Source organism: Caballeronia sp. LZ062, assembly GCF_031450785.1.
Classification (GTDB): domain Bacteria; phylum Pseudomonadota; class Gammaproteobacteria; order Burkholderiales; family Burkholderiaceae; genus Caballeronia.
Genome location: NZ_JARTWB010000001.1, coordinates 31288 through 52022, shown reverse-complemented (window position 1 = coordinate 52022; position 20735 = coordinate 31288). Strand labels below are relative to the sequence as shown.

At 58.5% G+C, this 20735-nt stretch carries 29 protein-coding genes; 16 read left to right on the top strand and 13 right to left on the bottom strand.

Annotated elements, in window-relative coordinates:
• Positions 1 to 110: 110 nt before the first annotated feature.
• From P9239_RS00270 to P9239_RS00240, 7 genes are all read right to left on the bottom strand, one after another.
• Positions 111 to 416, bottom strand: coding sequence for a hypothetical protein (locus P9239_RS00270; protein WP_309748520.1), 306 nt, complete (start codon positions 414 to 416; stop codon positions 111 to 113).
• The gene (locus tag P9239_RS00265) at positions 413 to 832 is read right to left on the bottom strand and encodes a hypothetical protein (protein ID WP_309748519.1); all 420 of its coding nucleotides are present in this window, start codon (positions 830 to 832) and stop codon (positions 413 to 415) included. Before P9239_RS00265 ends, P9239_RS00270 begins: the two co-directional genes overlap by 4 nt.
• A complete protein-coding gene (locus P9239_RS00260; RefSeq protein WP_309748518.1) occupies positions 829 to 1197 on the bottom strand; it encodes a DUF4406 domain-containing protein in 369 nt (122 codons plus the stop codon). Before P9239_RS00260 ends, P9239_RS00265 begins: the two co-directional genes overlap by 4 nt.
• Positions 1194 to 1532 (bottom strand): hypothetical protein, encoded by a 339-nt coding sequence (locus tag P9239_RS00255; RefSeq protein WP_309748517.1) that lies wholly within the window; start codon positions 1530 to 1532, stop codon positions 1194 to 1196. Before P9239_RS00255 ends, P9239_RS00260 begins: the two co-directional genes overlap by 4 nt.
• A 71-nt stretch (positions 1533 to 1603) precedes the next feature.
• Positions 1604 to 2137 carry a DUF1064 domain-containing protein gene (locus tag P9239_RS00250; protein ID WP_309748516.1) on the bottom strand — a complete coding sequence of 178 codons (534 nt, stop codon included), beginning with the start codon at positions 2135 to 2137 and terminating at the stop codon, positions 1604 to 1606.
• On the bottom strand, positions 2134 to 3309 hold the full coding sequence (locus P9239_RS00245) for a replication protein (RefSeq protein WP_309748515.1): 1176 nt from the start codon (positions 3307 to 3309) through the stop codon (positions 2134 to 2136). Before P9239_RS00245 ends, P9239_RS00250 begins: the two co-directional genes overlap by 4 nt.
• A 1-nt stretch (position 3310) precedes the next feature.
• A complete protein-coding gene (locus P9239_RS00240) occupies positions 3311 to 3973 on the bottom strand; it encodes a phage antirepressor KilAC domain-containing protein (protein WP_309748514.1) in 663 nt (220 codons plus the stop codon).
• Positions 3974 to 3990: 17 nt separating this feature from the next.
• Between P9239_RS00240 and P9239_RS00235 the strand changes: the two genes are divergently transcribed.
• Positions 3991 to 4290 (top strand): hypothetical protein, encoded by a 300-nt coding sequence (locus P9239_RS00235; RefSeq protein ID WP_309748513.1) that lies wholly within the window; start codon positions 3991 to 3993, stop codon positions 4288 to 4290.
• Positions 4291 to 4498: 208 nt separating this feature from the next.
• Here P9239_RS00235 and P9239_RS00230 read toward each other — a convergent pair whose 3' ends face one another.
• A complete protein-coding gene (locus P9239_RS00230) occupies positions 4499 to 4804 on the bottom strand; it encodes a hypothetical protein (RefSeq protein WP_309748512.1) in 306 nt (101 codons plus the stop codon).
• 409 nt (positions 4805 to 5213) lie between these two features.
• Between P9239_RS00230 and P9239_RS00225 the strand changes: the two genes are divergently transcribed.
• The 12 genes from P9239_RS00225 to P9239_RS00170 all read left to right on the top strand — a co-directional run bounded on the left by P9239_RS00225 (position 5214) and on the right by P9239_RS00170 (position 11453).
• The gene (locus P9239_RS00225) at positions 5214 to 5660 is read left to right on the top strand and encodes a helix-turn-helix transcriptional regulator (RefSeq protein WP_309748511.1); all 447 of its coding nucleotides are present in this window, start codon (positions 5214 to 5216) and stop codon (positions 5658 to 5660) included.
• A gap of 140 nt (positions 5661 to 5800) precedes the next feature.
• Positions 5801 to 6517, top strand: a complete 717-nt coding sequence (locus P9239_RS00220) for a hypothetical protein (RefSeq protein ID WP_309748510.1) — start codon at positions 5801 to 5803, stop codon at positions 6515 to 6517.
• A gap of 197 nt (positions 6518 to 6714) precedes the next feature.
• Positions 6715 to 7395 carry a hypothetical protein gene (locus tag P9239_RS00215; protein WP_309748509.1) on the top strand — a complete coding sequence of 227 codons (681 nt, stop codon included), beginning with the start codon at positions 6715 to 6717 and terminating at the stop codon, positions 7393 to 7395.
• A gap of 252 nt (positions 7396 to 7647) precedes the next feature.
• Entirely contained in the window at positions 7648 to 7788 is a 141-nt protein-coding gene (locus P9239_RS00210) for a hypothetical protein (protein WP_309748508.1), read from the top strand.
• A gap of 11 nt (positions 7789 to 7799) precedes the next feature.
• The gene (locus P9239_RS00205) at positions 7800 to 7925 is read left to right on the top strand and encodes a hypothetical protein (protein ID WP_309748507.1); all 126 of its coding nucleotides are present in this window, start codon (positions 7800 to 7802) and stop codon (positions 7923 to 7925) included.
• Positions 7925 to 8113: a hypothetical protein gene (locus P9239_RS00200; RefSeq protein ID WP_309748506.1), complete on the top strand. Its 189-nt coding sequence runs from the start codon at positions 7925 to 7927 to the stop codon at positions 8111 to 8113. Before P9239_RS00205 ends, P9239_RS00200 begins: the two co-directional genes overlap by 1 nt.
• A 23-nt stretch (positions 8114 to 8136) precedes the next feature.
• The gene (locus tag P9239_RS00195; protein ID WP_309748505.1) at positions 8137 to 8286 is read left to right on the top strand and encodes a hypothetical protein; all 150 of its coding nucleotides are present in this window, start codon (positions 8137 to 8139) and stop codon (positions 8284 to 8286) included.
• A gap of 52 nt (positions 8287 to 8338) precedes the next feature.
• Positions 8339 to 8758: a hypothetical protein gene (locus P9239_RS00190; protein WP_309748504.1), complete on the top strand. Its 420-nt coding sequence runs from the start codon at positions 8339 to 8341 to the stop codon at positions 8756 to 8758.
• A gap of 70 nt (positions 8759 to 8828) precedes the next feature.
• Entirely contained in the window at positions 8829 to 9350 is a 522-nt protein-coding gene (locus P9239_RS00185) for a hypothetical protein (protein WP_309748503.1), read from the top strand.
• 389 nt (positions 9351 to 9739) lie between these two features.
• On the top strand, positions 9740 to 10432 hold the full coding sequence (locus P9239_RS00180) for an HNH endonuclease signature motif containing protein (RefSeq protein ID WP_309748502.1): 693 nt from the start codon (positions 9740 to 9742) through the stop codon (positions 10430 to 10432).
• A complete protein-coding gene (locus tag P9239_RS00175) occupies positions 10429 to 10695 on the top strand; it encodes a hypothetical protein (protein ID WP_309748501.1) in 267 nt (88 codons plus the stop codon). The genes P9239_RS00180 and P9239_RS00175 overlap by 4 nt, the downstream gene beginning before the upstream one ends.
• Positions 10696 to 10928: 233 nt before the next feature.
• A complete protein-coding gene (locus P9239_RS00170) occupies positions 10929 to 11453 on the top strand; it encodes a hypothetical protein (protein ID WP_309748500.1) in 525 nt (174 codons plus the stop codon).
• Positions 11454 to 11592: 139 nt separating this feature from the next.
• On the opposite strand, the gene P9239_RS00165 is transcribed toward P9239_RS00170, so the two are convergent.
• Positions 11593 to 11823, bottom strand: a complete 231-nt coding sequence (locus P9239_RS00165) for a hypothetical protein (protein WP_309748499.1) — start codon at positions 11821 to 11823, stop codon at positions 11593 to 11595.
• Between the two features lie 376 nt (positions 11824 to 12199).
• Here P9239_RS00165 and P9239_RS00160 point away from each other — a divergent pair, with 376 nt between their 5' ends.
• On the top strand, positions 12200 to 12397 hold the full coding sequence (locus P9239_RS00160) for an excisionase (protein WP_309748498.1): 198 nt from the start codon (positions 12200 to 12202) through the stop codon (positions 12395 to 12397).
• A 6-nt stretch (positions 12398 to 12403) separates the two neighbouring features.
• On the top strand, positions 12404 to 13489 hold the full coding sequence (locus tag P9239_RS00155; RefSeq protein WP_309748497.1) for a tyrosine-type recombinase/integrase: 1086 nt from the start codon (positions 12404 to 12406) through the stop codon (positions 13487 to 13489).
• A 1051-nt stretch (positions 13490 to 14540) separates the two neighbouring features.
• On the opposite strand, the gene P9239_RS00150 is transcribed toward P9239_RS00155, so the two are convergent.
• From P9239_RS00150 to P9239_RS00135, 4 genes are all read right to left on the bottom strand, one after another.
• Positions 14541 to 15293 carry a hypothetical protein gene (locus P9239_RS00150; RefSeq protein WP_309748496.1) on the bottom strand — a complete coding sequence of 251 codons (753 nt, stop codon included), beginning with the start codon at positions 15291 to 15293 and terminating at the stop codon, positions 14541 to 14543.
• Positions 15290 to 16621, bottom strand: coding sequence for an FAD-dependent oxidoreductase (locus tag P9239_RS00145; protein ID WP_309748495.1), 1332 nt, complete (start codon positions 16619 to 16621; stop codon positions 15290 to 15292). The genes P9239_RS00150 and P9239_RS00145 overlap by 4 nt, the downstream gene beginning before the upstream one ends.
• Positions 16622 to 16757: 136 nt before the next feature.
• The gene (locus P9239_RS00140) at positions 16758 to 17966 is read right to left on the bottom strand and encodes a Druantia anti-phage system protein DruA (RefSeq protein ID WP_309748494.1); all 1209 of its coding nucleotides are present in this window, start codon (positions 17964 to 17966) and stop codon (positions 16758 to 16760) included.
• 361 nt (positions 17967 to 18327) lie between these two features.
• Positions 18328 to 18852 (bottom strand): response regulator transcription factor, encoded by a 525-nt coding sequence (locus tag P9239_RS00135; RefSeq protein ID WP_309748493.1) that lies wholly within the window; start codon positions 18850 to 18852, stop codon positions 18328 to 18330.
• A 492-nt stretch (positions 18853 to 19344) separates the two neighbouring features.
• On the opposite strand from P9239_RS00135, the gene P9239_RS00130 reads away from it, so the two are divergent.
• Positions 19345 to 20637 carry an MFS transporter gene (locus P9239_RS00130; RefSeq protein ID WP_309749571.1) on the top strand — a complete coding sequence of 431 codons (1293 nt, stop codon included), beginning with the start codon at positions 19345 to 19347 and terminating at the stop codon, positions 20635 to 20637.
• Positions 20638 to 20735: the final 98 nt, after the last annotated feature.

Here is a 20735-nt window from a genome sequence, read left to right as displayed (position 1 = left end):
TCAACAAGCTGATGTATGCGTGTGCGCTCATTTCTGCTCCACAGGCTTGGTCCAGTCGCGGCGCTTCACGCCCGTCACGGCGAAGTACGGATCGAAATCGGCGGGCAGAATCATGTTGTTTCCCTCACATCCATTTCTATAAGGCCGCTCGCGAGGAACGGCGCCAGTGTTTTTGCGTTGTGATTCACGATCACCTCTACGCGATACGTGCCGTCCGGATTGCGCCTTTGCTCGCTCGCGTATCTGGCGTATTGCGGCGGCAGATCCACGTCTGCGTGAATGAATGCGCCGAATCCCTTGCCCGACACCATTGGCCCGTGCAGCCGGAGTGCCAAGCACTCGAACGTGGCGTAATCGGGACGCCACTTACCTCGGTGATACATCGATGGCTTGCTCAACCTGACCAACAACCTCATGAACCCTCCTTCAAGCCCATCTTTGCGGCGCGCACGGGCTGCCAAGCCTCGTATGCGCGATCCCACGTTCCAAACTTCTCCGCGCGCGGAGCCTTTCCTTGATCGATCCATTGGTGGCACGCCATGCAACCGGGCACCATGTATTCGTGATCAGCCTTCTTGCCCATGCCCTTGCCGTGCTTCGCCTGGTTTGAGTGACACGGCACAACGGTTGCCTGCTCGATACAGACGCCGAACACGCGCAGAAAGCACGGCTCGTCGCGGCACGCCGCGAGATATTTCGAGCCTTCGGCGACGGTCGGCTTCTTCACGCGCGCATTCAGCGCCGAGCGGCGCAGCGACGTCGCGCGATCGGCCAGCGGCCACGACGAGCGCTTCATTGGGGTCTTGCGTGCGAGCAGAGCCGATCGCTTCACGCAGCCTCCGCTTGGCCGACCATCTCGACGACGGCGTCTTGTGAAATTACTGGCATGTCGCCGGCCAGGCCGACAAGGTGGCACGCCTGATACACGCGCAGCCCGAGCCCGCGCGCAAGGCTGTGCTCGATGTTTGCGCCAGCCGATGCTTGCCACCCGGGCAAGAGAGCGATGCCGTCACAGTCGACGAGTTGCTTGATGCCCGCACGCATGGCTGTCAGCCAGTCGGGATTCGGCCCGACGTCGATCTCTGCCGGGTTGACGATCTCGTAGCCGAACGCGCGTAGACGCGCCGCTTCAGCGTCGAAGGCAGGGAAATTCAGTTCGGGATAGCCCGACATCGGCCCGGCGATATAGAGCTTCATGCTGCAGCCCTCCCGACGAGACACATCGCTTTCATGCCATCGACCAGTGCTGCGATATGAGGAGGCAGGCCGTAATCGGCGCTGTCTGCGCGCGGCGCGATCTCGCTCGAAGGCGGGAATGCCTTGCCGGTCCACTTGTACATCGCCGGTTCGCGCCCGCGCCCCACCGTTACGACCATCTTTCGCGTCTGCACGACGTAGCCCTGTTTCATGAGCGTCGTGAATACATGCTTCGTCACGTCGCGCGACTTGTCGAGTTCATCCGCGACCGCGCCGACGGATGCCTCGCGCCTGCGGCGCAACGATTCGAGGACAAGACGCTGGCTCAGCGGCATGACCTTGTGCGTCCGCTTAGTCTGAGCGCGTCCGCTTAGGTCCTGGCGCGCGTAGTTCTCGGTGCATCGCATTATTTGATCTCCACAATCGTCAATCCCCGCGCGGCCATCAGATGGCGCTTGATGCGGTATCCCTCGGTTACCCGGCCTTTCACGTCTTCGATGACCGTCTCTCCGCCCTTCTCGTACACGAAATCCGCCACGTACCTCAGCGCCGGGCGCTTACGGCCTGCGATCACCACCGGCTCGGCCAGGACGAACGGCACCTGCAGTTCCAGTTCGGCGATCTCGCCGCGAGCCTGCATCTGCACCAGCTCGTGCCAGCGCTTCATCTCGCGTTTGCTGTCGAACTTGATGCCGCCGATTTCGCATTTCGCGTTGCGGTACTTCGCAGGCTTCTTCTTAACGGCCGGAACCTTCGGCACCTCGCCGAACGGGTCGTATCCAGAAGCTATGTCGTCGAACTCGCTGTTCGGCTGCTGACCCGTGCGGCGCATCAACTCGCGGCTTGCGAAGTCGGGACCTACGGTGCGGTCCTCTCGCACGCGCGCCGTACCGACGCGGGTCGTTCCTTCCGGGTAATGCAGGGCTGCGGAGCGCTTCACTGTTCCTCCTGCTTCGCAATTGCGGCGCGCACGCGCGCGGCGATCGCCGGCACCGGCTCTTCTTCGTCGAATGCGATGCCCATTTCCTCCGCCTTGGCCTTGATGCCGCTCGCAGACTTGTCCCAGTCGCCTGCATGCACGCGCGTTCCGTCCGGAGTGCGCTTGATCGCCATGCGTCCGCGCACGTCGCCGTAGCCTTTCGGGCTGATGAGGTAATCGAAGCCGGCATGCGGCGGCAGTTCGACCTTGTCGCGCACGGCGGGGAAATAGCGCGTCCACGCTTGAGGATCGGCCGCCAGCTTTCCGAGGAACGCGCGGATTGCGCCGGCGCGCGCCTCCACGAAAGCCGCCTCGTCCACGGTGCCGACTCGCTCCCCGAGCGCCTGGTTGAAGGCTCGGATCACGGCAAGTTCAGCGTTGTCGTACGCGGTCTGGAATTCGTCCATCCAACCACCGTCGTTCAGCCATGTGCCTGCGTGCGGTTGGTACTGCGGGTTTTGCCACTGCTCCGAAGTCTTGGCCCGCTCCAGACCTTTCATCAGGTCGTTGAAGAGCTGCTCGTCCGGGTTGACCTTGGCAAATGCCTTCTCTGCTGCTTTCTTCGATCGCTTACGCGGGTATGCCGTCCAAAAAATCTCAAAGCGTTCGCGAAGCGAGCGCGAAAGGGTTTCTTTTGGAGTTGTCTTTTGGTCTTTTCTTTTGGCGTTGTCTATTGTGGTTATCGATTCGATAACACCATCGTTATCGTTTTGATAACCCTCACTTATCGTTTCGATAACAGCACTATTATCGTTTCGATAACCCCAAAGCTTGGACACATCGACTTTCGCCTTGCCGGCCCACTGCCCATACGACTTGTTCACAGCGAGGCAGAATGCATGCTTACCCGGCGTGCGGATGACGACGCGCATCTCGACCAGTTCGTCGATCGCCGTCGAAACGTTCGGCGGAAGGACTCCTGTCTTATCGCGGAACTGGGTCAAGCTGATCTCGTCGGCCTTCTTGTTATAGCCGTACGTCTGGCGCAGCAGGACCATCAGTACCTTGTAGTGGCGCTTCCCAAGGTCTGCGAGCGCGAGCGCCTCGAGGATGCCGTGAGCGATGCGTGTGAACCCGTCCTCGACCTGGACGGCGCGCTGTTCGGGAATGTGGATGACGTCAGCCAAAGCCATTTCAGGCTGCCTCGGCGCCGTACTTGCGCTGCAGGAACACCTGACCGCGGCCCGTCACAAGCGTCTTGAACGTCGGATGCGGCTCCTTGGCGTCGTCGATCCAGACGCTCTCGATCACGCGAAAATAGCCGCGATCCTTATAGGTCTGGTACGGCAGGTTGTCCGCCATCAGGATGTGGTCGGCGCGGAGACGTGCGAAGAAGCGATTCCGGCCGATGCCGAGAACAGCCGACATCTGCCCAATTGAGATCGCGTCGTTCGTGTCGCGGATCGCATGCGCGAATTCGACGGCCGGCGCCTGTTCCGCAACCTTCTGTTCGAGCGCGATGACACGCTCGGTGTACTGAAGCAGCGCGCCGCGCAGGAATGCCGGATCGTCGAGATTGACAGCTGGTTGCGTCGCGCGCGATTCGAGCTCTTGCCAACGATCGACGAGCCGCGCTGTGAATTCGGGCGAGAGCTGCGCGACAATCACATAGCTATCGCGCTTCACGACTCGGTACTCTGCCGCGCGCCGACCGAGGCTGTCGAGGTATTCCCCCAACGGGGGAAGAGCGATCACGCCGCGCGCGGCAAGCCGCTCGATCGACTGTTTAACCTTGTCGTGGCGCGACTCGACCAACTCGGCAATTTCACGGCTCGACATCGTCGGCGCGCCGAGCATCGTCAGATCGTTCATGGATGACCTCACAGGTCGTGGTCATGACCGCACGGCAGAACACCGTGGATGTCTTGGTATGCGCCGCAGCCAATGCACTGCTTGGCGCCGATGAGACGCGCGCGCTCGGCGGCCGTCAGCCCGCACGCGGCGGAAACGCGGTCGAGCATCGTTTCGTGGTAATCGAGCATGGCGCTCGCGTCCACCTGGGGAAGCATGTTGCTCACGATGCCTTCCCCTTCGCCGCCTTCGACGAGTCGGCCTTGATTTCTGCGAACTCGCGCGACAACATCGAACGCGTGTCGGAAAGTTCAGTCGGGTAGCGCAGCCCACGCAAGACAATGTTGCATAACGTATCGCGAATCTGTTTTTGTTCGGCCGGCGTCAACACCGCCGTCGGATCGCCCGGAACAAGGACCGGAAAACTGTTTTGCATGGGATCTCCTGCTGACACGCGTCAGTAGTACTAAATCGGAACAGAAGAGGCCTGCCACGCAAGCTGCTCGTGTTACGACTTACATCCCCGCGCCCCTACTTCCTCCCGCACTCCCCCATATTCATTCGTGCGCAGCGGCAGTTCGAGCCAATGACGTTCCCTCGGGCCAGGTAGTCGGCATACTCTTCCGTGAAAACTACAAGTCCAAACTCCTTCAGAAGCGGACCGATCCTGTCGATCGTCACTCCGGTGGAACCACTGCAAACCTTCTCGAACATCTCGACCCCCCATCCGACGTTTTCCGCGACTTCATGCTTGCGGCGCTTGTCGAGTCGAACCTGGATCATCCGTTCAACGATGATCGACGGCGCTTCCGCCGTCGTCGAATCCTGCGTATTCATCAGCTTTCTCCCCGATTCCGAACGATTCGAATGCGTCGGAACTGTTGGTTCATTAAAGTTGGCTCACTTCTTCACGAGTGTTACCAACATGACTCTACCTATCCACGCAGCGCTCGCTGCACCCACCCTTAGCGCCCGTAAGCGCGCTGTGCCATTTTTGGATCTCCAGCAAAGTGCCCGATTTGCATTCCGAGTTTCCATTCAAGATTCGGTTCACGGTCGGCTGCGAGACATTCAGTCGACCGGCAAGCGCCACTTCGCTGAGCCCGGTCGAAGCTTTTATCTCTCGAAGCAACTGGGTAGGGGTTGACGTGTTCATATGGAAGATTCTATACGCGAATGCATACTTGTCAATACGGGAATGGATACAAATTTGCGTCACGTTATTCGTGGATGCATAGTCCGGAGCATGAAAAAGACAGTCGGTGACCGCCTCGATGAATTGATGAAGGCCCATCCGGAGTATTCCGCGGGGCGGAATCAGAGCGCGCTCAGCCGTAAGGTTGACGTTCCGCAGCCAACGATTAGTCGAATCCTCAAGGGCGTTGGCGTCCCGGAAACGAAGACGGCAGCAAAGCTGGCTGGTGAGTTCGGTGTGAATACCGAGTGGTTGCTCACCGGCCGCGGACCAAAGTACGCGGGCGACGCTAGCGAGTCTCAAGTTCCGTCAAAATCTACCGATAGCCAGAAGAAGAGGCCGAGCCCGTCCGCTCAGGCTTTGATCGACGCCGTCCTTGATGCGGACCAGCATGGAACGCCCAGTCTAGTTCTCGAAAGACTGGCAGACCTCGTGCGCTCCCTCGCGCCTCCCTCGGTTGGCGCGGACGACTATCCGGACTTGAAAAAGAAAAGTTGATTCGCTGACAGAGCATGGGCCACATTGTTTCGCTTCTCGACCGTGCGTCTTACATCGCGCCTCTCGGAATGCCGAATTCGAAGTCAAGAAACGTCGAACACGTTCACATCGCGCGGATACATCATCCGGAACACGGCGGTATGACGGGCTATCTGAAGCTGTACCCCTATGATGGCGGCAACTCGCGAGGGCTCGTTAACGAAATTACAGCGTTCGTATTTGCCAAGGCTCTGACGCTCCCGACCCCGAACAGCGCTTTCGTTATACCGGTTCCTCTAGCGAGTGTTCCGAAACCTGCCGGTTGGATGAAGGATGCGATCAAGAAAGGTTTGACTCACTACCCGGCATTTGGAACTCGAGAACTCGGTCATGAAGAGGGCGCTTTGGCTCTAGATCCAGACCAGGACAGTCAGTTACTCAGGGCGGAACTGCGAAATTGGGCCGAATGCCCGGCCGCGGTGACGTTCGATGAAACGATTGCTCACACGGACCGCCATCTCGGGAACGTCTATCGACTTAGCCGGGAAAAATATGCGCTGTTCGATCACGGACGCCTTGCCGTGAGCCGCGGCGCGCGGGATTGGATCAGGCGCGACCTTGAACCGGCCAGAGATTTCTGGAACCGCTTGCTTGAGGAGCTTTTCGACTCAAGGCCACCTGCTACGTTCGTAAGTATGATGCAGCATCATGGACTCCGGCACGAAGCCGTTCTCAAGACGGTGCAGTCCGAGCTCCACTATTGGTGGAAGTGCCTCATTCCGATTGAAGATGATCGCCTAGCGTTTGGCTGTTTTTTGACGAGTCGTGCCGAACGCATTTGTGACATCATCCGCGCTCGGTATAATGGGCTCGCATGAGCTCCCCGGAATTTTCCCTCCTCTTTGGAAGTGCCGAGATGCCCGACCGGTGGGTGGAGGGAAAGTGGGCGCCCGTCAGATTTCATCTGAACATGCACACGGGCGAATTCCTAAATATTGGTGTTGTGTTCCGAGCAACGCGGGCACGGAAACCGGTATTTAGACTCACGGCATCGATGCGGCCCGTGGAGTGCCTAATGGGAACCAAAGCCCGCGAGAACCTTGGCTTTCTTCTTGCGCTGGTAGCCGAGCGTTTCACGAAGAGTGTGATCGATAGCCCAAGTCCTCACGTAACCATCGGGGAGTGGCAGTTCGCCCAGGGTGAATCTGCGGAAGCAGTCTGCGACCAACTGTTCGAATCAGTCGTGACCATAGGGAAGTTCGACCCTGTTGATACAGTAACGATCGAGAAGACTGAAAGGTACAACTATAAGGAAGCAGCTGCAGCTACGTTGCGTAGCCTTTGGAGTCTCGATCCGAATGTCGCTAAAGCTATCGAACAAAAGAAGCCGATGACGGCGCGAGGAAGAGACGACAAGGAGATAAGCATCAACATCCCGCTGCGCGGCCCTGGCAAATTTGGAGCGTTCGGTTCGGTCTGGTTCAAAGACGAGATATACCGCCAAGCAAATACAGATCATCCTTGTATGAGCCTCATCGCTGCTAGTTCTGTTGTGGACGAGAGCGAACGCGGGAAATTGTTTGTTTGGCGCCCGCCAGAGAACGGCACGTACGACGTAGCCTTGCAGAACAAGATTGACGAAGAGCTAGACCTACTTTATGTGAACCTTCGCCAACGCGGCCTGGGCCTCGAAATCGAGACGACGCCAAGAGCGCTGGCCGTTTCTGTCAGAAATTGGGCGCTCGAAGCCGCTTAACGCAAACTAACTAACCTCTCAAGCCCGCCGCGAGCGGGCTTTTTTGCGTCCGCCTTCCTAGCAACCCTGCGTATTCATCTATTCATTTGCGAATAAATAGCTTGCATCAACTATGCGTTCGCGTATAGTTACTCCTGTGCGGTTCTTGCAGCGTACCGGAGAGAACCGGGAGCCCTGAGATCAGGGCATTGGGATAAATCCAGTGTCTTGTACTCAGGGCTTCCTGTCCGGCAAGTGGACAGGAGATAGCAAATGAGCTGGCTGGCAAGCGATCTACTCGAGTTGACGCGCCTCGCACACGGTGGCGCCGGTGCGCTTATCGAACATCTCCTGCGTGAATACGCATTAAACATCATCGCACCCGGCGTCGCGGACGCTCGGGCCGGTGGATGAGGACAGATTAAATGAACAGCGTGATCGACGACTCTACGATCAGCGCCGCGAAGGCGCTGAACATGGCCATCACCGTGCTGTCGCTGGTTGGAATGACGACGACGGTTATCTGTGCAGTCTTCAAGGGGATGCTGTGATGCAAACGCCGGCCAAAAACACAGATTTGCGCCACATGCCGACGGGTCTTTCGCCGGTTGAGCGAAACGCTGCCGTTCGCGAATCGAAACTTCTTATATCGATCCGCAACCTCGGAACGAAGTATCTGCTGCATCCGCAATACAACGGGCACTACCAGCCCGAACTGCATAAGCGCGCTTCCCGCTAAACGATCCCGAAAAGGCTCACCACATGTCTAGCTATCACGTAGTACTGCTTATCTGGCTGGCCGTCGTCATCGCGGTCGTCGCTTTCAACCGTGGCGCTGACGAGCGTGTCGACCGTCGAATTGCGGAGCTGGCAGAGCGCAAGAAGCGCATCCAGTGGCCGGCTGCTCACTGAAGGAATCACAAACCGCCGCACGTCGGCCACGTGCAATCACGAGGAAACAAAAATGAAGAAGGCACTTCTGGCAGTAGCGATCGCAGCAGCATTCATCGGCCACGCTCAAGCGGCTGACTCGTTCAGCGTCGGCGCGGGCTTCAGCAGCTCGGTGACGCTGTCGGGCGGCTCCATGGCTTCGTCGGGTTCGAACGGTCAAGGCTACAGCACGCAGACGTCCAATAGCGCGGCATCGGGCTACGCCGCTGGCGGTACGGCGGCGGGCGTCGGTGCAGTCGGCTCGTACGCATACAACGGCGGCGCCGCGATCGGCGCGGGCGGTTCCTTCTCGGGTGCGGTCGGCGGCAGCAACACGACGTCGACGAGCAACGGCTACACGTCCGGCGATGGCTACGGTGCGACGAAGGGGGGCGCAGGCGTGGACTACTCGGCCGGCGGTTACAGCGGCCTCAGCGGTTCGTACGCGTACTAAGCCCAGAAACGAAGAGGCCGTGAGTGCTAGGAACACCCACGGCCTGACTCCACACGAGGAAGGAGCCACCATGAAAGCAAGTTTCACGGCCATCGCAATCGTAGCACTACTCGGAGCAGGTCATGCGGCCGCACAGACGACGACGGCAACCGCATCGCAACAGTCGGCGGCAACTTCGACGGCGCAAGGTTCGATCGAGTTTAGTCAGTCGCCAGAGCATACGAGCCAAACCGTTCGAAATGTCTCCGCACCGGTTCTTGGCGCGTATGCGTCGAGCTTCTCGCAATTCAACTGTGGTCAGACGACTCAAGGTGGATTCGCGGTGGCGGGTTTCAGCGGCGCCTTTGGCTCGTCGAAGGATCAACGGTCTTGCGTTCTCGAGGTCGCGGCAGCTGAGATGACACGCCAGTCCACCGTCGATGCCGAACACGCAGCCGCCCTGCGCGCCGCAGCGATCGGCATCCGCTGCCAAATCAGCGAGGAAATCTACCAGGCGATGCGCGACGCCGGGTTCGAATGCAAGCGTAAGCCGAAGGCTCTGACGGCGCGCGAACAGACGCAGCCCGAGTCAACTCGCATTGCAGGGAACTGACCATCGCGGCGCTCATACCAGCGCCGCAATGAATAACCGGAGAGAAAGCATGACGTTGCGCCTTTCGCTCGCCTATGCATCAGCGACGGCTCCGCCGTTACCAATATCGGAAGGAAACGGAATCGACGTAGTCCATCGCCGCGTGCCGGGCCTCGTTCCAGACGTCGTCCTGACTGGCGTAAGCGTTGAAGAACATCGCGTAGTAACCGCCGCTTCCTACGCGGTAAGCCCAAGTCCACCTGCCCTCGCCCTTAGCGAACAGGCGGAGGGTTATCTTGAAGCCTCGGTACTCGAAAGTCTCGCTATGCACAGCGCTACTCCATCAGACCTTGGTTTGATCGTAGCACGAGCGAGATTCTTCAGCGCCGCAATGAATAACGAGGGATGAAATGGCACGCCGCTTTTGGACGGAACAGGAAGTCGACCAGGTGAAGCGCGAGTATCCCGACGGGAACACGGCTGACATTGCACGCGCGCTCGCGCGTCCCATCAGCCAGGTGTACCAGAAAGCTCGGGCGCTTGGCCTTGGCAAGTCGGTCGCTTTCCTAGAATCCGACCGCAGCGGCCGCGTCCGACGTGGCAAGCAGGATCCCCGCATGATCGCAACGCGATTCCAGAAAGGCCAGACGTCTTGGAACAAAGGAACGAAAGGCATCTGCGGCACGCATCCGAACTCGCGCCGCACGCAGTTCCAAAAGGGATCAATGAGCGGAGCGGCGCAGCACAACTACGTGCCGATCGGCTCCGAGCGCCTCAGCAAAGATGGCTACCTCGAGCGGAAGGTGACGGACGACCACCCCGTTCCCGCGCGGCGCTGGGTCGGCGTCCACCGGTTGGTGTGGGAAGCCGCCAACGGCCCTATCCCACCGGGTCACGTCGTCTGCTTCCTGCCCGGTCGGCGCACGGCAGACGCCGCGCGAATCACGCTCGATGCGCTCGAACTGGTTAGCCGCGCCGAACTCGCGCATCGGAATCATCCCCGAAACCGAGATCCGGAGCTCGCAAAGCTCGTTCAACTCAAGGGCGCCATCACGCGCCAGGTTAATCGCATCGCCCGCGAGGCGAAGGAGAAACAGTCATGAGCAACAACATCAGCACCGTCCGGCAGCATCTGCTCGACACACTCGCCGATCTGCGCAACCGCGACAACCCGATGGAAGTCGAGCGAGCCCGCGCAGTCGCCGACGTCGCGCGCGTCCTCGTCGATAGCGCGAAGGTCGAAGTCCACTCCATCAAGGCATCCGGCGCGACCGGCTCTGACTTCATGCAGCCCGATGATGAGGAAGCGAAGCAGACGCAACTGCCCAACGGCATCACCGGCATCCGCAGGCACCAGATCAAATGAAGCCGCGCGCCCTACTTCATTGCGGCATGGAGTCCGTCGGCCGCACGCTTTCATGATCCGCCACCTTCCCGCCTACCGCGCGCTGCTCGATTCCCTGGCCGCGCTCGGCAAAGCGCAGACCGCGACGACACCGCTTATCCATCGCGCATCAGTCTCCTTCGTCGAGGCGATGGCGCATGTAACAGGAGAGCGGTGCAGCGTGATGATTGGACAGACTGTTATTGCGAGAGAACATGACACCAGAACAAATGAAAGACTTGTACGAGCGCGCGCAGGTAGAGGAATTTGACGGATGGAAAGATAGCGCATCGGTCTATCTCGCATCCTCCGCTCTCGACCTGAGTGCAGAGCCGATCTATCAGGTCTATGCCGCTGGAACTTGGGAGGACGTAGATAAGGATGCGTTCGAAGCAGCGTCGATCCGATCCGACATTCCATCGCGCATCGTCTATCTCGCAAGTTCGGGGCAAGCATCGCCTGCTGCGCGGAGCGCAGGGCCGGTCGCGTGGATTTCGGACGAACAACGAAAGCTGCTGGCCGATGGAATCGCCGTTACTGCCTTCGCTAGTCGGAGCTTCCAGTCGAATGTTGCGCTGTATCTCGCAGCATCGCCTGCTGCGCCGTCGAGCGATGCACAAGAGCGCGCGATTACCGAAAAGCACTTGGCAACCTTTTGGCGGTTATCCACCGGGATGGCGGGCACTATCAAGCCGCGCACGGCATTGCGAAGGCTGCGGAGGATGCTGAACGCGAAGTGATTGCTATGCGTCAGGCTGCGCCGTCGAGCGATGCGCGGGACGCGGCTCGGTGGCGTTACGTGTATCGGAACCAGATTGATCCGGGCGCATTCCCGCTCGAATCCATCGACGCCGCAATCGCCGCGCAGGAGAAAGCGAGCTAGTGCAAGCGCGCCTTCGTGAGTACAGAAAATGGCGGCTCAATGATGGCGAGCAGGTCGATTAACGGCACGCCGGGCGACCGCTCGGCGACGAGCGCCTGAAACACGATCTGGTGCGCTTCGGTGTGCACCCTGTTGTATTCGTTGAAGTGGCCGAACTTCGCCTCGACGATGTCTTCGGCGTCTTGGTCGGCGGTGGAAAGGAGGTCTTCGGCTTGGATCTTGTTCATGCCAGCGTTATCGGCGGCCGTCCACTTAACTTTAGTGTCGTTACGAGCCGTGGAGGTGGCGAACGTCCTCAAGGGCCTGAGCGACAGCGGCCTCTGTTTCGGGAGTCTTAGGCTCCCAGTCCCATCTGGATGCGCTGCCATCGGCGCCGTCCTGCTGGGTGACAAACACACGCAGGTCGGGCCTGTATCCCTGCTTGGTTGGAAGAAGCCGGTTCATTTCCGTGACGAAAAGCAAGGGCGGCATTGAGGGCAGAGACGCGTCCATGGTCGTTAGCAAGGGTTTTTGCGTTAGCCCGCATCAGCAAACATTGGTCCTATTTCTGCTTAACTTGGAACTTATGGAATCTTCGCGTGACGCGCGAAGTCGGGGAATCAAATGAAAGTACGACTCGATGAATGGATCAAGCGGCAGTTTGAGCCCGCGCCGGCCATCCGCACCGCGCGCCTCTGGATCCGCGACGGAAAGATCTACCCGCCGCCCGTGAAGGTCGGCCGCGCATACTACGTCGAAGAAAACGCGACGTTCCAAGACAGACAAGTTCGGCCGTCGTTGGCCTCACGCATCCCGAGGTAAGAGGAAATGGCAGCTCGCCCCCGTATCCGCCGCCGCGCCAACTGGCCGGACAACATGCACGAGCCGCGCCCGGGCTATTTTGTGTGGCGCGATCCGCGCGACGGAAAGACGCATGTGCTTGGCCGAATTCCGCTCGCTCAGGCGATCCACGAAGCGCACGAAGCAAATGTGATCGTTGAGAACAGCAAGCTGACGCGCTCGCTTGCCGACCGCCTCGTTCAACCGCGCGAGACCGTAGCCGATCTGATCAAGAAGATGCCGGACGGCGGCCGGAAGAAGTCGACGCTCGACGCGTACAAGTATCGCGACAGGGTGATCGAGAAGGAACTGGGAGCGATTCCGTGCATGGACCTGACAACGAAGCACATCGCGACCATGCTAGAAAAGATCATCGACGAAGGAAAGTCGAACTGGGCTGTGCAGGTGCGCACGCGCCTGAAGATGATCTGCCGCCGCGGCAAGGCGCTCGGATGGATGAAAGAGAATCCGGCTGAAGATACCGAGCGCGCGAAGCTCACCGTTCGTCGCCGGCGGATGACGTTGGAAGACTTCAACGCGACGTTCGAGAAAGCCCCGGAGGTGGCGCCGTGGCTCCAGAACGCGATGCTGCTCGCGATCGTGTCTGGTCAGGATCTCTCGACGATCGCCAAGTGGGAGCGGTCATTCAACGCAGACGGGTATGCGGTGCTTGAGCGCGGCAAGACCGGCGCGCGCATCGCAATTCCACTGGAACTGCGCTTGAACGTTCTCGGGGTGTCGCTCGCCGATGTCGTCGCGCGGTGCCGAGCAACGGGCGTCGTCAGCAAGTACCTCATACATCACACGAGAAGCAACAACGCGGCGCCGAAGGGTTCAAAAGTCAAGACGAAGACGATCTCCGACAAGTTCAGGGAGGCGCGCAAACTCGCCGGGATCACCGACGAGGCGGCGCCGACCTTCCACGAACTGCGTAGCTTGTCCAAGAGACTTTATTTCGAGCAAGGCGGCGTCGATACTAAGGCCCTACTCGGTCACAAGTCGGATCAAACGGCCGCCCTCTACGCCGATTCTAGAGGGCTAGAACCGGTAAAGGTGCGCATTAACGTCGCTTGACGTTTGGTTCTTCGTGGGCTTCCGCCGGAATGACTCGGCCCGACCCTGAGCGGACGGTCGATTTCTCCTCAAGCGGTCGTTGAGGATGAGACGCCACGTTACCATCTCCGGCTATGCCGGCTCGAGGTTCGGCCCACCCGTTCCTGCGTTCGCTGACGGGAGAATGTTTTCAATCGAAGGAAGGCCGAACCTGTTTGATCAGTACGCGACCGCCCGAGTCGGTAGCATAGTCGACGGTGAGTCTGTCTCCAGGATGCACTGAGAACGAGACGGTTCGCTCAACTCGCTGTCCCTCGATGGTAAAAACAGCCACGGGACTCATCCAAATGTCACCCTTGAAGCCCGGCCGCGCCCAGTGGACTTCTTCCACGCCTACGTCAGTTGTTTTGCCAGGGAGATTCGCTGCACTGTGGGAAATCTGCCAATGTGGCATCGCGATAACGAATGCGAGCGCCGCTGGCACAGCAACGAATGTGGTAAGTATTGCGCATACTCGCGGTCTTGATCCGATGAATTCCCGTAAAAGAACTTGTAGTTCTAGCTTGCGCTGCGTCCACCAAGTTTGCATCGCTCGGCCTGTGTAGGTTCCTAAATGATCGAAGGCGTCAACTGCTATAACGGCGAAAGCGTTGCCGTGCTTAACCACGAATTAGGTGACTGACACTTTTCAGGGTTCTTCCTTCGGCCTGGCTGCCGCCCGAATGGCGGCTTTGTCGGCGGATCCAGCACTGTCGACCGGTCCTTTCTGGCCGCGTATCGCCGAATGCGGTGGCCGTAGGCAGCAGTCACCGATGTTCGAATGAGTGAAAGCGACCCGTCTCGGCCGGTCAGCAGATCGCGGCCCGAGCGTCGAGTTCCAGCGTACGCCGGTCACTCGCCCGGATATCGTCGCTGACAGGTGGTCGGCCGAAGCCGAAGGTCAGTCTGCGGTCGGTGACATTTCGAATCGGCAGTATCGGCACCACGCACCACGCTCACATCAGAGACTAGTCGCATGAGTCATAGCGCGTTGCTCCCGGCTCTTTGTCAACAGCCCGTAATCGATTGCAGTTCAGACGACAAACTCAAAATTGAACGATCGCAGTGTCTTGAAAACAGGCGGCAGTATATTTTCATCCGGGTGACCATTCAACCTCCTATAAGGTTCATCCTCCGCTCTCATTTCAACACTATCGTTAATTGGAAATGGAAAATTGCGAACTCTTTCCAGTTGGACCGCGGCTAGCTTATCAAGTGTCGAAGCAAATCGGCGACACATTGCATTGAGAACAGCCGTAAGCCTGTCGTCGGAGAAAATGTTGTCATGGAAGCATTCCGCATATAATATTGCGAGCGGGAAGAGGTCATTATCTTCGGCCTCCTGCTTGAATTGCTCTCCATCCGTTCGACCAAGAAATGGCATCGCAAAATAAGAACGCGCCACGTTGTCGAAATCGCTCGATCGATTCAATTCCAGAAGATCGGCAGCAAGGGCCTCTTCTAAAGACTTTAAATCAGTGAAGGCAGCCGTACGATGAAGCTTCCGATTTATGAAGGCTGCACCAATAATTCCTTTATCTACCGGGAACACTCGACCTGAGCCTTTACTTCGCGAGGGGTCGGAGGAAACGTAATTCGTAATTTGCTGGAGGTACGTAACGCCATCTCTACACATAGTGCGATGCAATACAACTCGGAACCCGTTGTCCCCGGCACGCTCATCAAGCACGCCTGCTACCGCGGAAACAAATGGGAGAGTCAGTAGCTGCGTGGCTTCAGGCACCCTCTCCTTATCGGGTACTGCGGTCTCGTCGGCTTGGCTCACAATGTCGCTCCTGGAATGATCGGAAAGTAGCCGCGTGGCCACAGCGGTTTCGCATCTTGGGTTCGTGCTCCAACTGCTCGGAGTTCGACGCTAAGTAATGAATTGAAAAATAGGTCTCTGATCGTCGCCTTCGGGTCAGTACCATGCCGACATATGATATCTCTTTGGTCCGGCCTGAAACGTTCAATCGTCTCAGGCATGCTGCGGAAGCTGGGAATGAACGCCCCGCAGCGGTGAAGCAAAAACGTCAATAATTTGTTCAAGATTGCGCTTTTCTGCTCGATCGCTCCCTCGAGGCTCCTAACTTGGCCGCGTGAGCCTGCAACGTGAAGAATCACACGCGTATCCTTTCGTATCCGGTGCCGAAGGGCCAGTATCGCATCGTTAATAAAAGATTCGCCAGATAGTTCAAGTTCTTCGAACAATCTCCACCATGACCCTGTTCGAGATTGCAAACTGCTACGAAGCAACGCTTCGAACATTTCCAGGTTGGCTCCAAATAACTCATAGACAATTCTGTCCTGTCGAAATCGTTCGATAGTGAGCCTGAAGAGGTCGACTAGCGCCCCGTCTCCGGATCCTGATATCAAAAACGTACGCGATTCCTCAGATAATCTGGGCTGACTGAGATCGTCGTTCTGCCAATAGAGTCTTGGTATTCCAACCGTCGCTGCACGCTCTCGGCCGAAGCCAACCGCGAGCAGGATCAGGTCGAACTGGCTAGCACGACCAATACCCTCTGTCTTTTTGAAAAACCCATCAGCGGCAGCAGTTGCGGAACCGACCCACGATATCTCCCTTGTCTGCTGCACGATCTTCATCTCTTTAACATCTAAATACACAGCTATCCGGTCCCCAGCCTTGTTCGCACCAAGGCCGGAATCGCAGACCTCAGCAAATCTTTTCAGTATTTCGGAAGCCACATCCGACGCACGTCCTTCCCGCCATTGCAGAAACGGAAGCATAGCGCTAGGTTGTCGACTACCAAAAGCTGGCCAATCATAAATGTGGGGATGCAGCCACCGTGTATCCGAGCCTTGCTGTAACGGGCATAGATCAGCATGTTGTTCAAGTACTGATACATGAGCGTGCTTTCCCATTACAGCCACCGCGGCAGCTAACGTAAGGCCGGCGATGCCTCCGCCTATCACGGCCACTCTAGTTACACTCGGCGATAGGATTTGCGATTCCAGCAAGCTGTAGACGAGGTTTAGCGCACGGACCTGTTGACTGTAAACCGTCACTCCAGATTGCAAAGTCCCCACGACATAAATGCCGTCGGCGAGACGACTGGCCGAGAGGTAATCGCTAACTTCGGTTTTCAACATGCGTGGCTCCAAGCGGATTCAAAAGCAATACCAAGGTGGGCCCTGCAACTTCAAGCTGGCATCCGAACTCGTCATAAAACGTTCCAAAAGCACCGCAGACGTCCATGCTGGGAATCCTTCAAGGGTATGCTGGTAACTATCTTATATTTGCGTTGCTAACGCTTTTCGCCTTCGTCGACGCGCTGATTAGGTTAGAAAGCATGTATGCAGACCAGCCAGCGTATTCTGGTCGGGTTTCCGCGCGACGAATAAGCCAACGGTCCACGCCCAACGCTCCTATTTCAGCGACGGGGCGCAGTGCTTCCAACTTCGGCCTTCCTTTACCTGTTCTTAGGATTGTAAGGGCGTTTTCCGCGTAGAGAGAGATGAAAACTTCTCTCCTGATTCCGTGCTTTAGCACATCACCCTTGAATCCCAACAACGCCATTGCTGCGCGGATGGTCCGAATCCGCCAATTCGGACCATCTCCGTATCTATGAGTGTCGGCGTATGGATGGCCATTGTCCCTTAGATAATCGCGCAGATCACTGAAGAGGCCATCTGGCACATGGAAGTGTCCCCATCCGCTGCTGTAACCAAGACTTTCAAAATATTGAGTGCCTTCCAACTTCAGCCTGTTGTAAACGGACGACCGGCCCATCGACGACGATGTCGTCACAGCCAGCAACTTCGCCTGTTTTCGCTCCTTCGAAATTATCCCGCGCGTCGCGCCGTAATTAACAGAAAATTCATCGTATAACTCTCTGCTTCTAACAAGGCACGCAACAAGTTTCCCTCCAAGCAACAGATTGTATGGGGGCACGGCACCAAGGACGTACGCATCCATGATGTTCACCAGCCGGTCTGCGCGGTCTGCTCCTGTCCAGCCGATATGGTTGTCTCTGGCGGACAGATTAAAAACGGGGTCCCCTACAGCGAAGATCCCCATCAACTTCCCATTATTGTCGTCCCAAACCAGATAGCGCAGCCGACGCCCGAAACCACTTGATACGGGAACCGACCATGTCAGTGACGCGAGACGGAAGAGATCAGACTGCCAGGTATCACTGGCTATCCGTTCTATTCTTGGACTAACCCGCCTTGGCGCGATGTCTATGCCAGACGCAAAATAGTGCAAGAGCTTAGGTAGCTTCTTCGATATGAAATCAACCTGCCCCTCCAGAATCTCTTTTCGCTGGGACGCATGCACCTGGCGAATGATGTCTTTCGTTGATCCTGGAGAAGTAAGTTGACCATCAGCCGTTCGACTGAAGCCGAGGGCAGCGAGATGTCGTCGCAATCGCCGCTTCAGGAGCGCTTCTCGCGTACTGATTTGAATTATGTTTGAGGTGTTAGTGCGCGACATGCGACGATGGGCTTTTGTTGAGTTTACAGCGACGTCTGATTATAGATGCAAAGAGAAGACGTTAGGTTAGCATCGACTGTCCGAGCCAACGGACTATCGTGCGCTCCCGTCCCAGCGTCTCAAAAGGTACTGCAGAAATCTGCCGACAGTTCATACGAACCTGATCTCTCAGTAAAAAACAATCTGCGAAGACGGTCAAACCGTTTGCTTTGATGCTCGGACGCATCCACACTGATGAAGCAACGTTTGCAACGGCCAATGAAACTACGCTGGCGCTCAGCGTTGGAATGACCGTTGGCGAAGTGGAGCTGTCGGCCGAATGTCTCGACGACCCAGCAATCGAAGGGCACCTTCTGGCCGGCTACAGCCACAGAACCCGTTCCACAAGATCCGCCAAAGGCCACCGGTTTTGAACACCTGTTGAACAAGTATCAAACAGCCCTTGCTGGACGGGGCTTTCCGGCCGATGGCGCGAATCGAAGCGATACGGCCCGACTTCCAGACACGCGCTCGACGTGGTCGGATACGCCCGGCGCAGCAGGGCTTCGACACGCGCGCCGAATTCGCCCGGACGGATGGGATAGATCACGAAGTCGTCGGCGCCCGCGGTCAGTGCGCAGACGACGTTATGCTCGGCTCCGTCGGCCGTGGCGAACATCACGGGAACGCGCTCGCCGAAGCTGGAGCGCACGGACTTCACGAGGTCGAGGCCGCAAAGGCCGGTCGAATTCCAGTCGAGGATCAGAAGATCGACCGTCGAGCGGGACAGCGCCTTAGAGAGCAGCAGACCGTCGCCGAAGGTGACGACGGTGTGGCCGAGTCGTTTGATGACTTCGGCGATGAGATTTCGGTAACTGGGGTCGGTTTGCAAAACGGCGACGCGCATAGTGGCAAGCCTGATGAGTCCAAGAACATGGGCCGATGCCGCTTGTCACGGCATCATTCCGGGCGTCTTCTCGTTACAAAAAGAGACGGCAAATACAGGCACGCATTCTGGTGAGGGGACCGGACCTTTCCCATCGGACTCGTCCGAAATGTCAACGCATGTAACCGCCGTTTGGCTGCAAGTGGCGCGGGCGCGCCACATCCGACTGTCAATTTTTGTGTAGCGGCAACTTACATCCTGTAACATGCCGCCTTCGGCATACATCGAGCCGAAAGTCCCCGCTTCCGCCGCCTTACCGAGACGGCGCGATAGCAAGCTGCGGCGCGGCTGTCCGCCGTCATGCGCAGCGCGGTGGCGGGCCGGCTTCACGCCGCGCCCCGGTCGTTCCCGTTTCGCGCTCACCCGGCGCGTCCGACATCCCGCAGGGCATCGCCTCGTCCCATGCGTCGCTCGATCGCACGCGTGGCTTTTCTCATTACGGGTTCTCATTCGATGCAGGCAACACCTTTCGACGGCGCGTCGCACGCCGCCGGCCGCGCGCTCACGCGCGGCGACTACAAGACGCTCGCGCTCGCCGCGCTCGGCGGCGCGCTCGAGTTCTACGACTTCATCATCTTCGTGTTCTTCGCGCCGGTCATCGGCCAGCTGTTTTTCCCGGCGTCCATTCCTGACTGGCTGCGGCAATTGCAGACTTTCGGCATCTTCGCCGCCGGCTATCTGGCGCGGCCGCTCGGGGGCATCGTGATGGCGCATTTCGGCGATTTGCTCGGACGCAAGCGCATGTTCACGCTCTCCGTGCTGCTGATGTCAGTGCCGACGCTCCTGATGGGCCTCTTGCCGACGTACGCGTCCATCGGCCTGATGGCGCCCGTCCTGCTGCTCGTCTTTCGCGTGATGCAAGGCGCGGCGGTCGGCGGCGAGGTGCCGGGCGCATGGGTGTTCGTCTCGGAACACGTGCCGCGCCGTCACATCGGTTATGCGTGCGGCACGCTCACGGCCGGCCTTACGGCGGGCATTCTCCTCGGCTCGCTGATCGCGACAGCCATCAACAAGAGCTTCTCGCCCGTGGATGTCGCCGGCTTTGCGTGGCGTCTGCCGTTCTTGCTGGGCGGCCTGTTCGGACTCTGCTCGGTCTATCTGCGCCGCTGGCTGCACGAAACGCCGGTGTTCGCCGAACTCCAGAAGCGCAAGTCGCTCGCGGCAGAATTGCCGCTCAAGGCAGTGCTGCGCGACCACGGCCGCGCGGTCATCGTCTCCATGCTGCTGACGTGGATGCTTTCGGCGGCGATCGTCGTCGTGATTCTGATGACGCCGACGTTGCTGCAGAAGCAGTTTCACATTGCACCGGCGACGGTGCTGATCGCGAACTGCGCAGCGACGCTGTGCCTGACGGTCGGCTGCGTGCTGGCGGGCGCGATTGCAGGCCGCATCGGCGCGGGCAAGACGCTCTTCGTCGGCGCGTTCCTGCTGGCGGGTTCGTACTACACGCTCTTCCAGCAAGTCGCGGCCGATGCCTCGATGCTGCTGCCGTGGTACGCGTTCACGGGCCTGACCGTCGGCGTGATCGGCGCGATTCCGTTCGTGATGGTCAAGTCGTTTCCGCCGGCCGTGCGCTTCTCCGGCATCTCGTTCTCGTACAACGTCGCGTATGCGGTGTTCGGCGGACTGACGCCGATCGTCGTCTCGCTGATGATGAAATCGAGCCCGACTGCGCCCGCGCTGTACGTCGGCGCGCTGTGCGTCGTCGGCGCGGTCACTGCGCTTTTCATCAAGGACGCGCGCTAAAAGCCGCAACCGTCCGGCTCTGACGAGCAATGGCGCACGCTCTCGCCGTGCGCCATTTTCATTTCATGCGATGCCGAAACATCTCGCGCGCCACGCGC